The following is an 18,909-nucleotide window of genomic DNA, read 5'->3' as shown; positions in this document are numbered from 1 at the left end:
TTGCTGTTGGCATCGTCGCGTCGTTCGAGAAAAGTCGCTCTGCGCCTGACGATGCCGCTGGTCGCGGTGGCGGTCGCGTTGACTGCCATTGCGAGCACAATGCCCTCCCCGGCCGTTGCCCAGGAGGGCATACTGCGGCGCTGGTCGCTGCGCGACCTGTTCATGCCGCGCCGCGAGCCGCGCGTCGACCCGTACATCCTTGAGCAGCCGCAGGGCCAGCCGCGCAAGAAGATCCGCAAGACGCCGCGCAAGCCGAAGGCAACTGTCGGCAATGTCAGCCGTCCTGCCGAGCCGGCCGTGCCTGTGATCGAGAAGGCAGCCGACGCACGCGTCGTGCTGGTCATCGGCGACTTCCTCGGGGGCGGTCTTGCCGAAGGACTGGGCACCGTCTTTGCCGAGAACGCCAAGATCCGCGTCATCGACAGGACCAATGGCTCGTCGGGCTTCGTGCGCGAGGACCACTACAACTGGCCCGAGCAGGCCAAGGCACTGATCGAACAGGAAAAGCCGGCCGCTGTCATCGTCATGATGGGTTCCAACGACCGCCAGCAGATGCGGGTCGCCGACAATCGCGAACCACCGATGAGCCCGGGCTGGACCAAGGAATACACCGCGCGCACCGAAAAGCTCGCCAAGGCCATCGCCGAGACCAAGGTTCCGTTCCTGTGGGTCGGCATGCCGGCGTTCAAATCGTCGAAGATGAGCACCGACATGCTGGCCTTCAACGATATCTACCGTGCCGCGACCGAGGCCGCCGGCAGCGAGTTCGTCGATGTCTGGGACGGTTTCGTCGATGAGAACGGCGCTTTCGTCACCTCGGGACCCGACATCAACGGCCAGCCGGTGCGGCTGCGTTCCGACGACGGCATCAACGTCACCCGCGCCGGCAAGCGCAAGCTCGCCTTCTTTGCCGAAAAGCCGCTGAACAAGCTGCTCGGCATCACCCCGCAAGGGATGGAGGCCGTCGTTCCGGCGAGCCTGCCGCAGGCAACCCCTGGCGAGCTCAACGTGCCGGTCAATATCGACCGTACAGTGCCGGTCTCGCTTTCCGACCCCGAACTCGATGGCGGCACCGAGTTGATGGGGGCGCAGGCGGCACCCAAGGGCGACCCGCGCTCGCCCGGAGAGAAGCTCGCCGTGCAGGGGATCGCGCCGGCCGCACCGCCCGGACGCGCGGACGATTTCTCCTGGCCGCCCAAGCCACTGCCGGCAGTGCAGGGCACTGAAACGACGACCGCGATCAAGCGGTAGGCTTGCAAATCTCCAGATATGAAAAAGGCGCCTCGCGGCGCCTTTTTGTTTCGACCGAACCGTCGTCAGCGTGGCAGGACGCTCGAGCCCATCAGCGCCAGGTCGATCGACTGAGCGGCCTGGCGACCTTCGCGGATCGCCCAGACGACCAGCGACTGGCCGCGGCGCACGTCGCCGGCGACATAGAGCTTGTCGACATTGGTCTTGTAGTCCTGCTCGTTGGCCGAAACGTTGGTCGAACGGCGGCTGTCGGTGGCGATGTCGAGCTTGCCTTCGAGTTCCTTGACTAGGCCGCCGGAAATCGGACCGGCAAAGCCGATGGCGATGAAGGCGAGATCGGCGCGGATGACGAACTCGGTACCGGGGATCGGCTTGCGCTTGTCGTCGACTTCGCAGCACTTGACGCCGGTCAGCTGGCCTTCCTCGCCGATGAACTCCAGCGTCGCCACCTGGAACTCGCGCTGCGCGCCTTCGGCCTGCGACGACGAGGTGCGCATCTTGGTCGCCCAATAGGGCCACACGGCGAGCTTGTTTTCCTTTTCCGGCGGCTGCGGCCGGATGTCGAGCTGGGTGACGCGGACCGCGCCCTGGCGGAACGCCGTGCCAACGCAGTCGGATGCGGTGTCGCCGCCACCGACGACGACGACGTGCTGGCCGCCGGCGACAATCGGCTCGGACGGCCAGGCAACCGACTGGATGTCCTCGCCGCCGACGCGCTTGTTCTGCTGGACGAGATAGGGCATCGCGTCATGCACGCCCAGGAGATCGTCGCCGGGGATTCCCGCCGGACGCGGCGTCTCGGAGCCCCCGCAATAGAGCACCGCGTCGAATTCGGCGAGCAGTTCGCCGACCTTCTTGTCGACGCCGACATTGACGCCGCAATGGAAGGTCACGCCCTCGCCTGCCATCTGCTCGACGCGGCGGTCGATATAGTGCTTCTCCATCTTGAAGTCCGGGATGCCGAAGCGCAGCAGGCCGCCGGGACGGCTCTCGCGCTCATAGACGTGGACGTCATGGCCGGCGCGGCCGAGTTGCTGGGCCGCCGCCATGCCGGCGGGACCCGAGCCGATGACAGCCACCTTCTTTCCGGTCTTCTTTTCCGGCGGATAGGGCCTGATGTAGCCGGTCTCGTAGGCCTTGTCGGCAATCGCCTGCTCGACCGTCTTGATGGCGACCGGAATGTCCTCGAGGTTCAGCGTGCAGGCTTCCTCGCAAGGCGCGGGGCAGATGCGGCCGGTGAATTCGGGGAAGTTGTTGGTCGAATGCAGGTTGCGGATCGCATTGTCCCAGTCGCCATTGTAGACCAGATCGTTCCAGTCGGGGATCTGGTTGTGCACTGGACAGCCCGTCGGGCCGTGACAGAACGGGATGCCGCAATCCATGCAGCGCGCGGCCTGCTTTTCGACTTCCTTGTCCGACATCGGCAGCGTGAATTCACGGAAATGCCGAATGCGGTCAGAAGCCGGCTGGTACTTGTGCACCTGCCGGTCGATCTCGAGAAAACCTGTAACCTTGCCCATCGTAACTCTCGTCAGTCATGCCCAGCGTCTCGGCGCGGGCGTCTCATTCCACCACTTCAAATGAAGCATGCGATGGCGCAGCACCCGTTGCGGGCGCCGCGCCGGCCGGACGGTCGCGGTCACTCCGCCGCGACGTTCATCCTCATGCGCTCCATCTCGATCAGCGCGCGGCGGTACTCCACCGGCATGACCTTGCGGAATTTGGGTCGGTAGCTCGCCCAGTCGTCCAGGATCTGCTTGGCACGGGTCGAACCGGTGTAGTGCATGTGGTTCGAAATCAGCTGAACCAGCCGCTCTTCGTCATGGCGGGTCATGTCGCCCGAGACGTCGACACGGCCCATATGGGCGATGTCGCCGCCATGATGGTGGAGCTTTTCGAGCATGTCGTCCTCTTCGGGGACCGGTTCGAGCTCGACCATCGCCATGTTGCAGCGTTCGGCGAAATCGCCGTCCTCGTCGAGCACATAGGCCACGCCACCGGACATGCCGGCCGCGAAGTTGCGCCCGGTCTTGCCGATGACGACGACGACGCCGCCGGTCATGTATTCGCAGCCATGGTCGCCGACGCCCTCGACGACGGTGACCGCGCCCGAGTTGCGCACGGCGAAGCGTTCGCCGGCGACGCCGCGGAAGTAGCACTCGCCCTCGGTCGCACCGTAGAGCACGGTGTTGCCAACGATGATCGACTCCTCGGCGAGTATTTTGGAATCCTCGGACGGCCGGATGACGATGCGGCCACCCGACAGGCCCTTGCCGACATAGTCGTTGCCGTCACCGACGAGTTCGAAAGAGATGCCGCGTGCCAGGAACGCGCCGAAGGACTGGCCGGCGGTACCTGTCAGCTTGACCGAGATCGTGTCCTCGCGCAGGCCCTTGTGCTTGAAGCGCTTGGCGACCTCGCCCGACAGCATCGCACCGGTCGAACGGTCGACGTTGCGGATCGTGGCTTCGATCTTCACCGGCTGACGCGCTTCGAGCGCCGGCTTGGCTTCTGCGATCAGCCTGCGGTCGAGCACGTCGTCGATCGGGTGCTTCTGGCGTTCGGTCCAGTGCGACGCCTCGCGAGACGCGTCCGGCTTGTAGAACACCTTGGAGAAGTCCAGCCCGCGCGACTTCCAGTGGTTGATCAACTCGCGCTTCTCAAGCAGGTCGGCGTCGCCGATGATCTGGTCGAGATGGGTGAAGCCCATCTTGGCCAGCAGCTCGCGCACCTCTTCCGCCACGTAGAAGAAGTAGTTGATGACGTGCTCGGGCGTGCCCTTGAAGCGCTTGCGCAGCACCGGGTCCTGGGTGGCGACGCCAACCGGGCAGGTGTTGAGATGGCACTTGCGCATCATGATGCAGCCAGCCGCGATCAGCGGTGCGGTCGAGAAGCCGAATTCGTCGGCGCCCAGAAGCGCGCCGATGACGACGTCACGGCCGGTACGCAGGCCGCCGTCGACCTGGAGCGCGACGCGCGAACGCAGGCCGTTCAGCACCAGCGTCTGGTGCGTCTCGGCAAGGCCCATTTCCCACGGGCTGCCGGCATGCTTGAGCGAGGTGAGCGGCGAAGCGCCCGTGCCGCCGTCATAGCCGGAGATCGTGATGTGATCGGCACGCGCCTTGGCGACACCCGCCGCAACCGTGCCGACGCCGACTTCCGACACCAGCTTGACCGAAACGTCGGCCGCCGGGTTGACGTTCTTCAGGTCGTAGATCAGCTGCGCCAGATCTTCGATCGAATAGATGTCGTGGTGCGGCGGCGGCGAGATCAGGCCGACCCCTTGCGTCGAATGGCGGGTCTTGGCGATCGTCGCGTCGACCTTGTGGCCAGGCAGCTGGCCGCCCTCGCCGGGCTTGGCGCCCTGGGCCACCTTGATCTGCATCATGTCGGAGTTGACCAGATATTCGGTCGTCACGCCGAAGCGGCCCGAGGCCACCTGCTTGATCGCCGAACGCTCCGGGTTCACCGAACCGTCGGGCAGCGGCAGATAACGATCCGGCTCCTCGCCGCCTTCGCCGGTGTTCGACTTGCCGCCGATCCGGTTCATGGCGATGGCGAGTGTCGAATGCGCCTCGCGGCTGATCGAGCCGAAGGACATCGCCCCGGTCGAGAAGCGCTTGACGATCTCGGCTGCCGGCATGACGTCGTCGATGGAAACCGGCTTGCGCCCGCTCTCTTCCGCGGGCTTGATGTGGAACATGCCGCGGATGGCCTGGGCACGCGCCGTTTCGCTGTCGATCTGGGCCGAGAACTCCTTGAAGGTCGACCACGAACCTGAGCGAACGGCATGCTGGAGCGATGCAACCGCGTCTGGCGACCACATGTGGGCCTCGCCGCGCATGCGGTACATATACTCCCCGCCGACTTCCAGCGCATTGCGCAGCACCGGGTCAGGACCGAAGGCGGCCTCGTGGCGGCTGACGGTCTCGGCCGCGATTTCCTCCAGGCCGACACCCTCGATGTTGGTCGCGGTGCCGGTGAAGTACTTCTCGACGAAGTCGGTCTTCAGGCCGATGGCGTCGAAGATCTGAGCGCCGCAATAGGACTGGTAGGTCGAGATGCCCATCTTGGACATGACCTTGAGGATGCCCTTGCCGATCGACTTGATATAGCGGCCGACGACTTCCGAGCCGTCGACCTCAGGCGGGAATTCGCCCCGCTTGTGCATGTCGGTCAGCGTGTCGAAGGCCAGATACGGGTTGATGGCCTCGGCGCCGTAGCCGGCCAGGCAGCAGAAGTGATGCACTTCGCGCGGCTCGCCCGATTCCACCACGAGGCCGACCGAGGTACGCAGGCCCTTGCGGATCAGGTGGTGGTGGACGGCAGCGGTTGCCAGCAGCGTCGGGATGTCGATGCGGTCAGGCCCGATCTGCCGATCGGACAGGATGATGATGTTATAGCCGCCGGCGACCGCAGCTTCCGCGCGCTCGCACAGCCGCTCGATGGCACCCGCCATGCCGGCAGCCCCTTCGGCCGCCGAATAGGTGATGTCGATCGTCTTGGTGTCGAACCGGTCCTCGGTGTGGCCGATGGAGCGGATCTTCTCCAGATCGGCATTGGTCAGGATCGGCTGGCGCACCTCGAGCCGCTTGCGACGCGAGGATCCGACCAGGTCGAAGATGTTCGGGCGCGGGCCGATGAACGACACCAGGCTCATCACCAGCTCCTCGCGGATCGGATCGATCGGCGGGTTGGTGACCTGGGCGAAGTTCTGCTTGAAATAGGTGTAGAGCAGCTTGGCCTTGTCCGACATCGCCGAGATCGGCGTGTCGGTGCCCATGGAGCCGACAGCTTCCTGTCCGGTCGTCGCCATCGGCGACATCAGCAGCTTGGTGTCTTCCTGGGTGTAGCCGAAGGCCTGCTGGCGATCGAGCAGCGAGACGTCCTTGCGCAGCTCGCGCGGCTCGACCGGCTTCAGCTCTTCAAGGATCAGCTGGGTGTTGGCCAGCCACTTCTTGTAAGGGTGCTTGGTGGCGATCTCGGACTTGATCTCCTCGTCCGAGATGATGCGGCCCTCGACCAGGTCGATCAGCAGCATCTTGCCGGGCTGCAGGCGCCACTTCTTGACGATGTGCTTTTCGGCGACCGGCAGCACGCCGGCCTCCGAGGCCAGGATCACCCGGTCATCGTCAGTGACGATGTAGCGGGCCGGACGCAAGCCGTTGCGGTCGAGCGTGGCGCCGATCTGGCGGCCGTCGGTGAAGCACACCGCTGCCGGGCCGTCCCACGGCTCCATCAGCGCGGCGTGGTATTCGTAGAACGCCTTGCGGTCGGCATCCATCGACTTGTTGCCGGCCCAGGCTTCCGGGATCAGCATCATCATGGCGTGCGCAAGCTTGTAGCCGCCCTGGAACAGGAACTCGAGCGCATTGTCGAAGCAGGCCGTGTCCGACTGCCCCTCATAGGAGATCGGCCAGAGCTTGGAGATGTTATTGCCGAACAGCTCGCTGTCGACCGAAGCCTGGCGCGCCGCCATCCAGTTGTTGTTGCCACGCACCGTGTTGATTTCGCCGTTGTGGGCGACCATGCGGTACGGGTGAGCCAACTTCCACGACGGGAAAGTGTTGGTCGAAAAGCGCTGGTGGACGAGGATCAGCGCCGTCTCGAAACGCGGATCGTTGAGGTCCTTGTAATAGACGCCGACCTGGTTGGCCAGGAACATGCCCTTGTAGACGACAGTGCGCGCCGACAGCGACACGCAGTAGGCGCCAATGTCCTTGTTGGCGTTCTCGGCATAGATGCGGCCGGAAATGACCTTGCGCAGCAGATAAAGGCGGGCCTCGTATTCCTCGTCATCGTCGATGTCGGGCGTGCGCCCGATGAACACCTGGCGGTGATGAGGTTCGGCGGCGACGATCTCGGGCGCCTTCGACAGCGACGAATTGTCGACCGGCACGTCGCGGAAACCGATCAGCGGCAGCCCTTCCGACTGCGCCGATTCGCGGATGATGTCGTCGATGTGGTCGCGCATCGCCGCGTCCTGCGGCATGAACCAATGGCCGACGCCGTACTGGCCTGCCGCCGGCAGTTCGATGCCCTGCTTGGCCAATTCCTCGCGAAAGAACGTATCGGGGATCTGCACCAGCACGCCGGCGCCGTCGCCGACCAGCGGGTCCGCGCCGACAGCACCGCGATGCGTCAGGTTCTCGAGCATGAATAGCCCGTCCTTGACGATCTGATGCGACTTGATGCCCTTCATCTGGGCGATGAAGCCGACGCCGCAGCCGTCGTGCTCGTTGCGCGGATCGTAGAGGCCATGCGCTGCATAGCCGGTGGTGGTTCGGAGATGATCGGTTTTTGTGTTGGCCGCTTTCGTCTGCGCGGCCGGCACAAAACCCGTCGTCACAGATGGCGTCAACTCCGTCATCGTCTCTCTCTCCACTACGGCCCGATCCGGGCAGTTCAATTTTGGACGGCAACGTGCCGGTCCGCTCACGATCAGATATGCTTTCGATATGCGTGCGGCACAGTGCCGTTGGCCGGCACCGAACCGCCAGTCGGGGCAGACAAGGCCGAATGCACTCCGGCACGACCTCTGACCCTAGCTCGCGGCGGCAGACGGACGTGGCATTATCATACGCCATATCCGGTCCGCTTTGGGCAGATAAATAAGACAGCACTGCTGTCCTAAATTTCGTATGACAGAATTCTTGAATACGCACAAGACCGATTCACCAATTTTCCGCATCGTCAAAGACAGAAAGTTTCGTCGAACTCATGCCTGGCGTAACTTTTGAACAACCGGTCAAAAGCGCTCATCCCGCCTGCCTCAATCGATTTCCAGGTCCCGGACTTGCCGAAAACGGCAAAACCCGCTCTAGCTCGGGCCCAATTCTGCAACGCAGTCTCCGACAGCCATATCACGGACGGACAACATGTTCTTCGCATCAGACAACTGGGCCGGCGCGCACCCCAGGATCGCCGAACGGCTGCACGCCAGCGCGGCAGGCTTCAGCCGGGCCTATGGCGACGGCAATCTCGACCAGGCTGTCTACGCGCGCTTCAGCGAGATATTCGAACGCGAGGTGGCGGTGTTCTTCGTCGCCACCGGCACTGCCGCAAACTCGCTTGCGCTGGCCGCCTACAACCGCCCCGGCGGCATTTCCTTCGGCCATCGCGAGTCTCACATCATCGAAGACGAATGCGGCGCGCCCGAATATTTCACCGGCGGCTCCAGGCTGCATGCCATCGACGGAGCGCTCGGTCGCATGGACGTCAGGACCCTCGAACGCGCGGTCGACCGTTTCGCGCCGGAATTCGTCCATGCCGGCCGGCCGATGGCAATCTCGATGACCCAGTCGACCGAGGTCGGCACCGTCTACGGCCTCGACGAGATCAAGGCCATTTCCGCCATCGCCAGGCAGTATTCGCTGCCGCTGCATATGGATGGTGCCCGCTTCGCCAATGCGCTGGTATCACTCGACACCACGCCGGCCGAGATGACCTGGAAGCGCGGCGTCGACATCGTCTCGTTCGGTGGCACCAAGAATGGCTGCTGGTGCGCCGAGGCGGTTGTGCTGTTCGATCTCGACCGTGCCAAGGAAATGGCCTTCCTGCGCAAGCGTGCGGCCCAGCTGTTTTCCAAGTCGCGCTTCATCTCCGCCCAGTTCGACGCCTATTTCGACGGCGGCCTGTGGCTGGATACGGCACGCCACGCCAATGAAATGACGGCCGAGTTGGCCGCGACCATCGCAAGTTCGCCGGTCGCTCGCCTCGCCTGGCAGCCGCAGGCCAATGAGGTCTTTGCGGTGATCAAGACCGAGGTCGCCAACAAGGCGCTGGCTGCGGGAGCTGCCTTCTACGACTGGCACGCGCCGGCCGGCTTCGACGGACAGTTGGGCGAGGACGAAACGCTCTACCGCTTCGTCACCAGCTTTGCCACGACGGCCGACGAGATCGGTCGCTTCGGTGAATTGTTGCGGAGTTGACGTGTGACCGGACGGCTTGCCGAGGTGCGCCGTTCGCTTCCACAGCCTTCGCAAGCATGGCCTGTGTCACAGGGTCTTGAGAAACGACAGCAGCGCCTCGGACACAAGGTCCGGCCGCTCTTGCGATGGCCAATGACCGCTGCCCTGCAGGTAGATCGGCTGACGTAGCAGTGGCACGAGGCTGGGCATTGCCGCAATGATGTCGCGCATACCAGGAATCTGCAGCCCGACGTCGCGCTCCCCGATAAGAAAGAGCGCCGGAACCGCAACCTTGAGCCCCGAAAAGGCATGCTGCATTTCCCAGTTGCGGTCTAGATTGCGGTAGAGGTTCAACCCGCCCCGGAACCCGCTGGCCTGAAAGTCTCCGACATAGGCGTCGAGATCGGCCGCGCTCAGCCAGGACGGTAGGGCATCGGGTGTTGACAGCGGCGCCAGCAGCCCCTGTTCACGGCTCACCATGGCGAAGGGATTTGGCGTTCCATCGCCTTCAAGCCTCAGGCCCGCATCGCCCGAAGCCGCATACAGGATCTTGCGCAGCGTCAGGCCGATGTCCCGCTCGAACTCGGCTTCTGCCACGCCGGGCTGCTGAAAATAGAGCGTATAGAAGATGGCATCGTCGGTTTGCGGGAAGATGCGCGTTGGCGGCACGGGAGGCTGTCCCATCATCGGAACGCCGATGGCGGCAACCGCATGAAACCGGTCGGGGCGCAGAAGGGCTGCTTGCCAGGCCAGGGTCGCTCCCCAGTCATTGCCGACGATCACCGCTCTCTCTTCGCCAAGCGCATCGAGCAGGCCGACCATGTCCGCGACCAGATGCATGATCGAATACTGGCTTACATCTGCGGGCCCGTCGGTGCCGCCGAACCCGCGGAGATCGGGGGCGACGACACGATGGTTCGCAGCCGCCAGCGCGGCGATCTGGTGGCGCCAGGAATAGGCGGTTTCCGGGAAGCCGTGACAAAGCAGCACCAGCGGGCCCTGGCCCTGATCGGCGATGCGCATGCGAAGGCCATTCACGTCGAGGAATCGATAGGGCAATTGCGGCATTGCAGTCTCCTTCTCAGGTCCTGGTGATCCGGCAAGGGATCGCTGCGGGAACATGGTCGCCGCTGCCAGCGCAACGACACGCCGGGCGAAGGTTCGCCTGCTTATGGCCTTGGCTTGCAGAAGGTAACTCATCAAGTTACATTCTATCAGAAGGCAAGAGATTGTAACCCCTCTTGTTATGATTTCCCCTGAAACGCTCGGTCGGGCCCGCCAATGACGCAAGACAGCCGTCTATCCCGCATGCTCCACATGCTGATCCACATCGATCTGCACGACGGAAGGGCGACGTCCGAAACCATCGCGCAGATGCTCGGCACCAACCCGGTCGTGGTTCGGCGCATGATGGCCGGTCTGAGAAAACAGGGCTATGTGGAAGCCGCTCGCGGACCGAACGGCGGCTGGAAACTGGCGCGCCCGCTGGAGGACATCACCGTCCTGGACGTGCACCGGGCGCTGGGAAGCCCATCCCTCTTTGCGCTAGGCATCACGGCGGATCATCCCAACTGTCCGGTTGAACGCTCGGTAAATGCTGCGCTCAGCACAATTCTCGATGACGCCGAGACAAGGGTGATGTCGAGCTACCGTAATATCTCGCTTGCCGACCTGATCCCGGCGATAAAACGTTGAAAGCCAGGAGTTGCCGCGCGCGCCCAGAGAGGGCCTGACCGCAAATGAAAAAGGCGGCACCCGAGGGCGCCGCCTTTTCTCCTTGGGAGGAGTTGTCTTAGTTGACGGTGTTGGCTTCGATCTGCTTGGCCTTGGCGGGCGCAGCGGAGATCTCGATCTTGCGCGGCTTGTGCTCTTCAGGAATGTTGCGCTTCAGATCGATGTGCAACAGGCCGTTCTTGAGGGCCGCGCCCACGACCTCGACATGGTCGGCGAGCTGGAATCGGCGCTCGAAAGCGCGCGAAGCGATGCCGCGATAGAGCAGCTCCGAACCTTCGCCGGTGCCTTCATTGCCGCGTTCGCCCTTGACCGTCAGCACATTGCGATGGGCTTCGATCGAAATCTCGGTTTCCGAGAAGCCGGCAACCGCCATGCTGATGCGATAGGCGTCTTCGCCGGTGCGCTCGATGTTGTAGGGCGGATAGGTCGTCTGCCCGCCTTCGGGCTGGCCAAGGCCGTCAAGCATGTTGAACAGCCGGTCGAAGCCGACGGTCGAGCGGTGGAGCGAGGAAAAATCAACGTGACGCATGGGTGTTCTCCAGTGAGCAACAAGGTTTTGCGCATGATCTGTGCCGAAGCCCATTCTGGCGCCCGGCGGTGATCAGCGGCCCCGATATTGGGCGCCGCAAGGAGACATTTGGGTGCCGCCCGAAGCCATTTCAAGACGTTTTCCCAATAGCTTTTCACAGGTCCGTCGATGAACCGAAGATGAACCGGGCCTTCGGCATCCGTTCAGGTCGCCCCGGCTAAAGTGCACCCAAGTTGAAGAACAGGCGGCACCACAGAATGCCGCCGACGAGGCCGAGCCGGGTTGTAACGTCCCTTCCTCCCGGAGCGACAGAGGCCGGAGGCATCCCGCAAGCTGCCTCCGGCCTCATTCGATTCCGCCTCGCCCGCGAAATTCCTTTGATTTTCTCGGCCCGCCTTTCTATCACCCTCGTATCGCCTGATCCCACGGCAGCGAGTGCCAAGCCGAAGCGCCTGATGACGGACCTGTTCCACGAAATCCCCGGCAATCCGGTTCCTGAGAGGGCCACCTCCGGCGACTTTGTCGCCCATGACGGCAAGCGCCTGCGCTATGCGCTGTTTCCGGCGACCTCCCATCCCTTCAAGGGCACGGTGATCCTGCTCAACGGCCGCAACGAGTGCATCGAGAAGTATTTCGAGACCATTCGCGACCTGACCGTGCGCGGCCATGCGGTGGCCACCTTCGACTGGCGCGGCCAAGGCGCGTCCGAGCGGCTGCTGCGTGACGGCCATCGCGGCTACGTCAGAAGCTTCGACCACTATGTCCGCGACCTCGAAGCCTTCTTCGAGCAGATCGTGCTGCCCGACTGCCGCGGCCCCTTCTTCCTGCTCGCCCATTCGAGCGGGGCGCTGATCGCCCTTCTCGCCGCACCCTCGATGGTCAACCGCGTCCAGCGCATGGTGCTGGTGGCGCCGTTCCTGTCGGTCATCGGCGCACCGCTGTCGATGAAGGCGATCAGCCGCATCGGCACCCTGCTCTGCTGGCTCGGCCTCGGCCGGCTGTACGCCGCATGGGGCCCGCGGCCGCGCGAAGGCACGCCTTTCGAAATCAACAAGCTGACCAGCGACGAGCGCCGCTATCGCCGCAACATGCTGCTCTACGAGACCTATCCCGAGCTGTCCGTCGGCGGGCCGACCATTGCCTGGATGCGCGCCGCAGCGCAGGCGTCCGAGGCCGTGCGCGAGCCGCAATTCATGGCAGCGCTCAAGGTGCCGATGCTGATCGTCAACGCCGGCGCCGACGATGTGGTGTCGTCGCGCGACGTCGAGCAGTTTGCCAGCCAATGCCGCGTGGCCTCGCTTTTGACCATCGACGGCGCGCGCCACGAAATCCTGCAGGAAGCGGACATCTACCGCGAGCAGTTGCTCGCAGCCTTCACCGCCTTCGTGCCCGGAACGCCGGCAACCGCCGACGCATAGGCAAAACTATCCCGCCAGCACGGCCATCGCCGCCTTGTGCAGCTCCGGCGTCGCCGCCGCGATGACGTCGCCGCCATTCTCCGCCGGGCCGCCGTCGAAGGTGGTGACGATGCCGCCAGCCTGCTCGATGACAGGGATCAGCGCCACGATGTCATAGGGCTTGAGGCCGGGATCGACGACAATGTCGACCTGCCCAGCCGCGACCATGGCAAAGGCGTAGCAGTCGGTGCCGTAGCGGGCGAGTTGCACCTTGCTTTCGAGCTCGTCGTAGCGCTTGCGCATCTCGCCCTTGAACAGCGCCGGCGTGGTGGTGAACATCGTCGCGTCCGACAGGCTGGTCGTCTTGCGCACCGAAAGTTTGCGCGGACCGCCCGGCCCTTCGTAGTGCGAGCCGTTGCCGTCGGCGTAGAACAACTCGCCGGTGAAGGGCTGCGACATCAGCCCGGCCACCGCGTCGCCATCGACGGTCAGGCCCACCAGCGTGCCCCAGACCGGCAGGCCGGAGATGAAGGCGCGCGTGCCGTCGATCGGATCGATCACCCAGACATGGCTGTTGGAGATGTTTTCGCTGCCATGCTCCTCGCCGAGGATACCGTGGCCGGGGAATTCGGCGTTGATCAGCGCGCGGATGGCGCGTTCGGCCTCCTGGTCGGCCTCGGTAACGGGATCGAAACCGCCAGCGAGCTTGTTTGCGACTGCACCCTGCCGGCGGAAGCGAGGCAGCGTTTCGGCTGCGGCAGCACGTGCGATCCGTCGCATGAATTCGGCGTCGACCATCATTCACCCCATCTCTGACTGTTGCGTGGATGACACGCCGCGGCCCTCGCCGGCAATAACCACATCAACTTGATTTAAAGAATCCCAAGGCGCCTTGACTTTTGTGCAGCGCACAATAATCTCGACTTCGGACAGGGTTTCCTGTCCATGCCCTCCTTGGGCGTTTCCTCCCTAGACTTCGACCGCTCTCCGGAGCGGTCTTTTTTTAACCTGCTCGGCCTGCGCTGCTACTCCGCAGCCAGCGGCAGGTCGAGGAAATGATGATCCGGAACCGCCATCAGATCGGCGGAAAACCGCGCCAGATCGTCGGCCAGCGCATAAAATCCCGCCGATTTCTGGAACGTGCGCTCATCCATGTAGAGCCCGCGATTGATCTCGATCTGCAGCGCATGCAGCTTGCGCGCCGGCCGGCCATAGTGCTCGGTGATGAAACCGCCGGCATAAGGTTTATTGTGCGCCACGGTATAACCCATCGCCGCCAATAGCCCGATGGCCCGTTCGGAAAGCTCCGACGCGGCCGAGGTGCCAAAACGGTCGCCGACGATGAAGTCCGGCCGCATGCCGCTGTCGCCGATGCGGACGGAGGCCGGCATCGAATGGCAATCGACCAGCACGGCATAGCCGAACCGCGCATGGGTGCGCGTGACCAGCCGCTTCAGCGTCTCGTGGTAGGGTTTGTAGACGCATTCGATGCGGTCGACCGCCTCCGACAGCGGCAACCGGCCCGGATAGATGTCCAGCCCCTCGCCCACCAGCTTCGGCACGGTACCGAGCCCGCCGGCGACACGGGCCGAGCGGACGTTGGCGAAAGGCGGCACAGGTTCCGCGAACATCCTGGGGTCGAGCTCCCACGGCTCGCGGTTCACATCGAGATAGGCGCGCGGAAAATGTGCCGTCAGCATGGGTGCGCCGAGTGCGACGGCAGCACCGAACAACTCGTCAACGTAGCAATCCTCGGAGCGCCGGATGGACGTCGAATCGAGCCGGGTCATGGCGAGGAAGCGTTCGGGATAGCACCGCCCGCTATGCGGCGAGTTGAATACGAACGGCACGCGCTGCTCTGCGCTCGTCCTGACTTCGAACGGCGGCAGCACCGAGAAATCTTCGGCTGGCGTCATCTTTGTTGACGGACCTGCGAAATGCACTCACTCATTGTTCGAAGGTGCCACCTGCGGCCGCTGGTGTCCAGCATTCGAAATGTGGAAAAGCCGCCCCGATCGTGCCTTTGCGTCACCAATCCGGCAGCGCATTCACTTGATGTTTACCGTCCCGAACTCATATACAAGATGGTTAACGAAGCCCCTGATGGGGGGCGGCTTCGACCGCTAATTCGGACGGGAAACTGATGGCACGCATTCTTCTGGCAGAAGACGACGACGATATGCGCCGCTTCCTGGTCAAGGCGCTGGAACGCGCCGGCTACCAGGTGAGCGACTTCGACAATGGCGCGAGCGCTTACGAGCGGCTGCGCGAGGAACCCTTTTCGCTGCTGCTGACCGACATCGTCATGCCGGAGATGGACGGCATCGAGCTGGCGCGCCGCGCCACCGAGATCGATCCCGATCTCAAGGTGATGTTCATCACCGGCTTTGCCGCGGTGGCGCTCAACCCTGATTCGAAGGCACCGCGCGACGCCAAAGTGCTGTCGAAACCCTTCCATCTGCGCGATCTCGTCAACGAGGTCGAGAAGATGCTGCACGCCGCCTGAGGCGTTTCCCTAGCGTCGTCTAGGGAATTGATGATCCGGCGCATTTTTCCGCCAAACACGCTATTGACGCGCCGGATCAAAAATGGTGTATCCGCCCCCATCGGATGGGCGTGTAGCTCAGCGGGAGAGCACTGCATTGACATTGCAGGGGTCACAGGTTCAATCCCTGTCACGCCCACCATCCGAACTTCCTGATATCAAATAACAATATCGAACTGCACGCTTCGCTGAGAATTGACTGAATTGGGCTGCTGTCACACTCACGTCACAGCGGAACGGTTGCCATGGCTGCAATTCGGAAACGTGGGACCGAGTGGCGAGCGCAGATTCGCCGCCACGGATTTCCTGCCATCTCTCGAACGTTCCTGAACAAATCCGATGGGGCACGCGGCCTATTTCCGCGCTGAACAGAAATTGGATGCCTGAAGGCTGAGTTAACGGCCCTCGCAAGCTTCTTGGGTGAACAGTTCAAATCGGAGCACACCCATGAAGAAAATAGCGCGATCAGCGGTGGACATCTTGATTTCGCAGATCCCTATTTTGGGAGCCGACTACGACAGCCGAGACTTCAACGCCGATCTCTTCCGCCTCATGGATCACCGCAATACCGTCAGGGTACGAAGTGCAGCCATCAATCTTATCGCCCATGAGGAAACTGCCGTTCTTGCGGCAATACATCAATGGCTAAAGAGGCCGACAATTTTTGAGATCTGGGCTTCAGAATCGTTGGAGGTCTACTCCGTAGAATTTTCTGAACCGTTGTTAAGAGGTTACATAGATGAAGCGGGACAGTTCGTGCCTCAACCGCTGTTGGAGCCGATTCCTGACTATTGCCGTACCATTGATTTTGCCATGTCTTTTAAAGAAGCGATGTTCGGCCCCTACCTTCACTTAAAGATCAGTCAGGTAGATGGAGAATGGGGCTATGACTATGGCGTTTGCATCGCCGACGGAGATGGTAAGACTGTTGCCAGCTACCGGGCAGATTCCCTACCCATAGCAATCGTAGGAAGCGTTCTGCACGCCATGGCCAGCGGTTGGACGCATGACCTAGCCTACTACGAACTGGTGGATGGCTAAGCTTATTGCACCAGAACGCCCGCGTTTTCGCCGCCACTGAGATACAGTTCCTACCCAGCTATCATCGGAGACTGCCAATCGTGCATGCTATAGCGGATCGCAGCCCTGAACTGCGCATACTCTCTGAGATTTGCTCCGCAATTGGAGCCACCGCAACGAAGCTGTCCGATAGTCGACTGAGCGGCTTTCTGGCGATGAAGGGCGGCAGCTACGACGGCGATCTGATGTGGGTTGGGCGAGCAGTAAATGGCTGGGGGCCATTGGGCCGAACACCAAGTGAACTTGATGCCATCGGTGCTGTGGATGGGTTCGTGCAGCAAACCTTCGAATCCGTCACCAAGCCGGGATCCGAGGACCATGCTTGTCCCATGAGATGGGTGACCGATCATTGGGGAAGTGACAAGCACCGCTACAATACCAAGACATCTGCCTTTTGGAGGACCGCGCGGCGCGTCTTGGCGGAAACCTGCGAAGTAGCAGCCGAAGCGGTTGATTGGCCTTCCAGGTTGATCTGGTCCAACCTCTATAAGATAGCGCCGACTGCTGGAGGCAATCCCGGCGGCAAACTGGCCGCAGTTCAGTTGAACGGTTGCCGCAGGTTGCTAGCATTGGAGGTCACCACCTATCGTCCCCGCAGGCTGGTGTTTGCGACAGGGATGGATTGGGCGCATGCCTTTCTCGATCCGGCGATGTTCCATCAGACAAGTAAAGACAGCGATCCTGTCGTCTCTGGTGACATTCTCGTTGAGGGTATGGCGACCGGACGGTTTGTTGTAGCCAAGCATCCAATGGGAAAGGATGAGAATAGATGGGTAGCGGAAGTCACCAAGGCGCTTAAATAGGGCTACGCCTAGAGTCACACAATACAAGGTCGCATCCGACGCCGCAGCAGACGCATTCCTCACTGCGGCACAGCCTTGCAAACCTACGCCGCGCGATAGTCCGGCGCGCTTGCCAGGTAGCCCGCATAGGCATCGGCATTCGGCGGCGCGAAATTCTCGGCCAGCGCATGGCGCCGCCGTTTCTTGGCGCCGATGTCGGCCAGCAACTCGTCGAAATGCTTGAAATGATACGGCGCCACGCACAGGCCGCCATAGACGCCCGCCGCCGGGCGCTCGTTGCGCTTCCAGTGCAGCATCATGTCGATGTTGTCGTTCATTTCCTGTCTCGAAGGCTGGCGGCCCAGCATGCCGTCGGCGTAGCGCACCAGCCAGTTACCGGCCAGCTCAGCGCTCAGCACCGTGCAGAATGACGAATTGAAACCGACGAAGCCCATGTCGGGCAGGTCGGGATTGGCGATGACCCGGTAGAGCCTGTACTGCCCGTCCGGCTCGACCAGCTTGCGCTGGTATTCCTGCGGCAGGAAAGGCACGCCGGATTTCCAGCCGACCGCGAGGATAGCCATGTCGGCCGCCACCCGCTCGCCCCCCGACAGAATCACCGTACCCTGCTCGTAGCCGGAGATGGTGCCCTGGATCGCCTTGATGCGTCCGTCCGCCACCATGTCGAAGAAACCCGGCGTGACGATCGGGACCGAACAGTTGATCGTGGTTTCGATCGGCTTCGTCGGCCTGAGCCCTGTCTTCTTCAACTTGAGCTGGATCGAGAGCAGGCTTTCCAGCGCCCGCCAGTTGGCCCAGACGAACGGCTTGGCGACAGTGTGCGCGAGCCGCGCCAGCAGCGGCTGGTCCCAGTTCGGGAACATCACCTCCTGGGCGCGGACATAGAGGATGCGCTTGAAATTGATCAGCCCGCCAATGAAGTACGGTATGCGCCAGACCGGCTCGAGATAGACGATGCTGACGTCGGCAGCGCCTGAATTGACCGCATTGACGGCGATGTCGGTGGCCGATTTCGAGAAGCCGAGCACGACGACGCGCTTGCCCTTCACGGTTGCGGAATCGGTGTATTCCGAGGAATGAAGCACCTGGCCGCCGACTGCGGTAAAATCATCCTGGCCCGGATGCACAAGCTCGCGCTTTTCGCTGAAGTTTCCGGTGCAGACCGCAACGAAGTCAAAATCCTCGCTGACCGCGTTGCCGTCGCTAGCAAGCTCGACGCTCCAGCCTTTGGCCCCTTGCCGCCGCTGCATGGAAACGACCTTGGTGCCGTAGCGGATGAGCGGCACCAGCCCGTTCCGCTCGGCATAGGTCCTGAGATAGGCGTGGACCTGCGTGCCCTTGGGCCATTCCGGATAGTCGTCCGGCATCGGCATCGAGGTGTAGCGATAGAGATCCTTCGGGCTTTGCGTCTGCACCTCGGGATAGGAGCGCGACGGCTCCCAGACTCCGCCCAGATCATTGCCGCGCTCGACGATGTGCACCTCGTGACCGCGTTGCATGAAGGCATGAGCAGCCGCGAGCCCGCTCACGCCCGCGCCGATGACGCAGACCTTCTTCTTGTCGACCATTTGCTTTTCCTTGTCAGCCAGGACGCAGGCTCGCCCTCGCACGCGACGGATGTCGCGTGCGCCAGGACGGTCGGCGGCGTGTGATCCGGTGG

Annotated in this window: 13 protein-coding genes, 1 tRNA gene and 1 pseudogene; 8 read left to right on the top strand and 7 right to left on the bottom strand. The window is 62.8% G+C overall.

Annotated features, from left to right (window positions below):
* Positions 1-6 precede the first annotated feature (6 nt).
* Positions 7-1,251 (top strand): DUF459 domain-containing protein, encoded by a 1,245-nt coding sequence (locus CO731_RS10710; RefSeq protein ID WP_108609754.1) that lies wholly within the window; start codon positions 7-9, stop codon positions 1,249-1,251.
* 65 nt (positions 1,252-1,316) lie between these two features.
* Here CO731_RS10710 and CO731_RS10705 read toward each other — a convergent pair whose 3' ends face one another.
* Together CO731_RS10705 and gltB are read right to left on the bottom strand one after the other, a co-directional pair.
* The gene (locus CO731_RS10705; RefSeq protein ID WP_108607081.1) at positions 1,317-2,771 is read right to left on the bottom strand and encodes a glutamate synthase subunit beta; all 1,455 of its coding nucleotides are present in this window, start codon (positions 2,769-2,771) and stop codon (positions 1,317-1,319) included.
* A gap of 119 nt (positions 2,772-2,890) precedes the next feature.
* Positions 2,891-7,621: a glutamate synthase large subunit gene (gltB, locus tag CO731_RS10700; RefSeq protein WP_108607080.1), complete on the bottom strand. Its 4,731-nt coding sequence runs from the start codon at positions 7,619-7,621 to the stop codon at positions 2,891-2,893.
* Positions 7,622-8,129: 508 nt separating this feature from the next.
* Between gltB and CO731_RS10695 the strand changes: the two genes are divergently transcribed.
* Positions 8,130-9,182 (top strand): low specificity L-threonine aldolase, encoded by a 1,053-nt coding sequence (locus CO731_RS10695; RefSeq protein WP_108607079.1) that lies wholly within the window; start codon positions 8,130-8,132, stop codon positions 9,180-9,182.
* Positions 9,183-9,248: 66 nt separating this feature from the next.
* On the opposite strand, the gene CO731_RS10690 is transcribed toward CO731_RS10695, so the two are convergent.
* Positions 9,249-10,220, bottom strand: coding sequence for an alpha/beta hydrolase (locus tag CO731_RS10690; protein WP_199914623.1), 972 nt, complete (start codon positions 10,218-10,220; stop codon positions 9,249-9,251).
* 222 nt (positions 10,221-10,442) lie between these two features.
* Between CO731_RS10690 and CO731_RS10685 the strand changes: the two genes are divergently transcribed.
* Positions 10,443-10,856, top strand: coding sequence for an Rrf2 family transcriptional regulator (locus CO731_RS10685; RefSeq protein ID WP_108607077.1), 414 nt, complete (start codon positions 10,443-10,445; stop codon positions 10,854-10,856).
* 97 nt (positions 10,857-10,953) lie between these two features.
* Here the strand turns inward: CO731_RS10685 and CO731_RS10680 are convergent, their stop codons facing one another.
* Positions 10,954-11,424: an Hsp20 family protein gene (locus CO731_RS10680; RefSeq protein ID WP_108607076.1), complete on the bottom strand. Its 471-nt coding sequence runs from the start codon at positions 11,422-11,424 to the stop codon at positions 10,954-10,956.
* A gap of 455 nt (positions 11,425-11,879) precedes the next feature.
* Here CO731_RS10680 and CO731_RS10675 point away from each other — a divergent pair, with 455 nt between their 5' ends.
* Positions 11,880-12,842: an alpha/beta hydrolase gene (locus CO731_RS10675; protein ID WP_108609753.1), complete on the top strand. Its 963-nt coding sequence runs from the start codon at positions 11,880-11,882 to the stop codon at positions 12,840-12,842.
* A 6-nt stretch (positions 12,843-12,848) separates the two neighbouring features.
* Here the strand turns inward: CO731_RS10675 and hisN are convergent, their stop codons facing one another.
* Together hisN and CO731_RS10665 are read right to left on the bottom strand one after the other, a co-directional pair.
* Entirely contained in the window at positions 12,849-13,622 is a 774-nt protein-coding gene (hisN, locus tag CO731_RS10670) for a histidinol-phosphatase (RefSeq protein ID WP_108607075.1), read from the bottom strand.
* Positions 13,623-13,846: 224 nt separating this feature from the next.
* On the bottom strand, positions 13,847-14,737 hold the full coding sequence (locus tag CO731_RS10665; protein ID WP_108607074.1) for an N-formylglutamate amidohydrolase: 891 nt from the start codon (positions 14,735-14,737) through the stop codon (positions 13,847-13,849).
* Positions 14,738-14,964: 227 nt separating this feature from the next.
* Between CO731_RS10665 and CO731_RS10660 the strand changes: the two genes are divergently transcribed.
* The 4 genes from CO731_RS10660 to CO731_RS10640 all read left to right on the top strand — a co-directional run bounded on the left by CO731_RS10660 (position 14,965) and on the right by CO731_RS10640 (position 17,249).
* Positions 14,965-15,327 carry a response regulator gene (locus CO731_RS10660; RefSeq protein ID WP_018429348.1) on the top strand — a complete coding sequence of 121 codons (363 nt, stop codon included), beginning with the start codon at positions 14,965-14,967 and terminating at the stop codon, positions 15,325-15,327.
* A 106-nt stretch (positions 15,328-15,433) separates the two neighbouring features.
* Positions 15,434-15,508 (top strand) — tRNA-Val (locus CO731_RS10655).
* Between the two features lie 305 nt (positions 15,509-15,813).
* Positions 15,814-16,407 (top strand): hypothetical protein, encoded by a 594-nt coding sequence (locus CO731_RS10645; protein WP_108607073.1) that lies wholly within the window; start codon positions 15,814-15,816, stop codon positions 16,405-16,407.
* 80 nt (positions 16,408-16,487) lie between these two features.
* On the top strand, positions 16,488-17,249 hold the full coding sequence (locus tag CO731_RS10640; protein WP_159091617.1) for a hypothetical protein: 762 nt from the start codon (positions 16,488-16,490) through the stop codon (positions 17,247-17,249).
* Positions 17,250-17,332: 83 nt separating this feature from the next.
* On the opposite strand, the pseudogene CO731_RS10635 reads toward CO731_RS10640, so the two are convergent.
* A pseudogene (locus CO731_RS10635) lies at positions 17,333-18,898 on the bottom strand (NAD(P)/FAD-dependent oxidoreductase); the annotation flags it as partial.
* Positions 18,899-18,909 lie beyond the last annotated feature (11 nt).

This window comes from Aminobacter sp. MSH1 (genome assembly GCF_003071665.1).
Lineage (GTDB): Bacteria > Pseudomonadota > Alphaproteobacteria > Rhizobiales > Rhizobiaceae > Aminobacter > Aminobacter niigataensis.
This window is presented reverse-complemented; position numbering and strand designations above follow the sequence as displayed.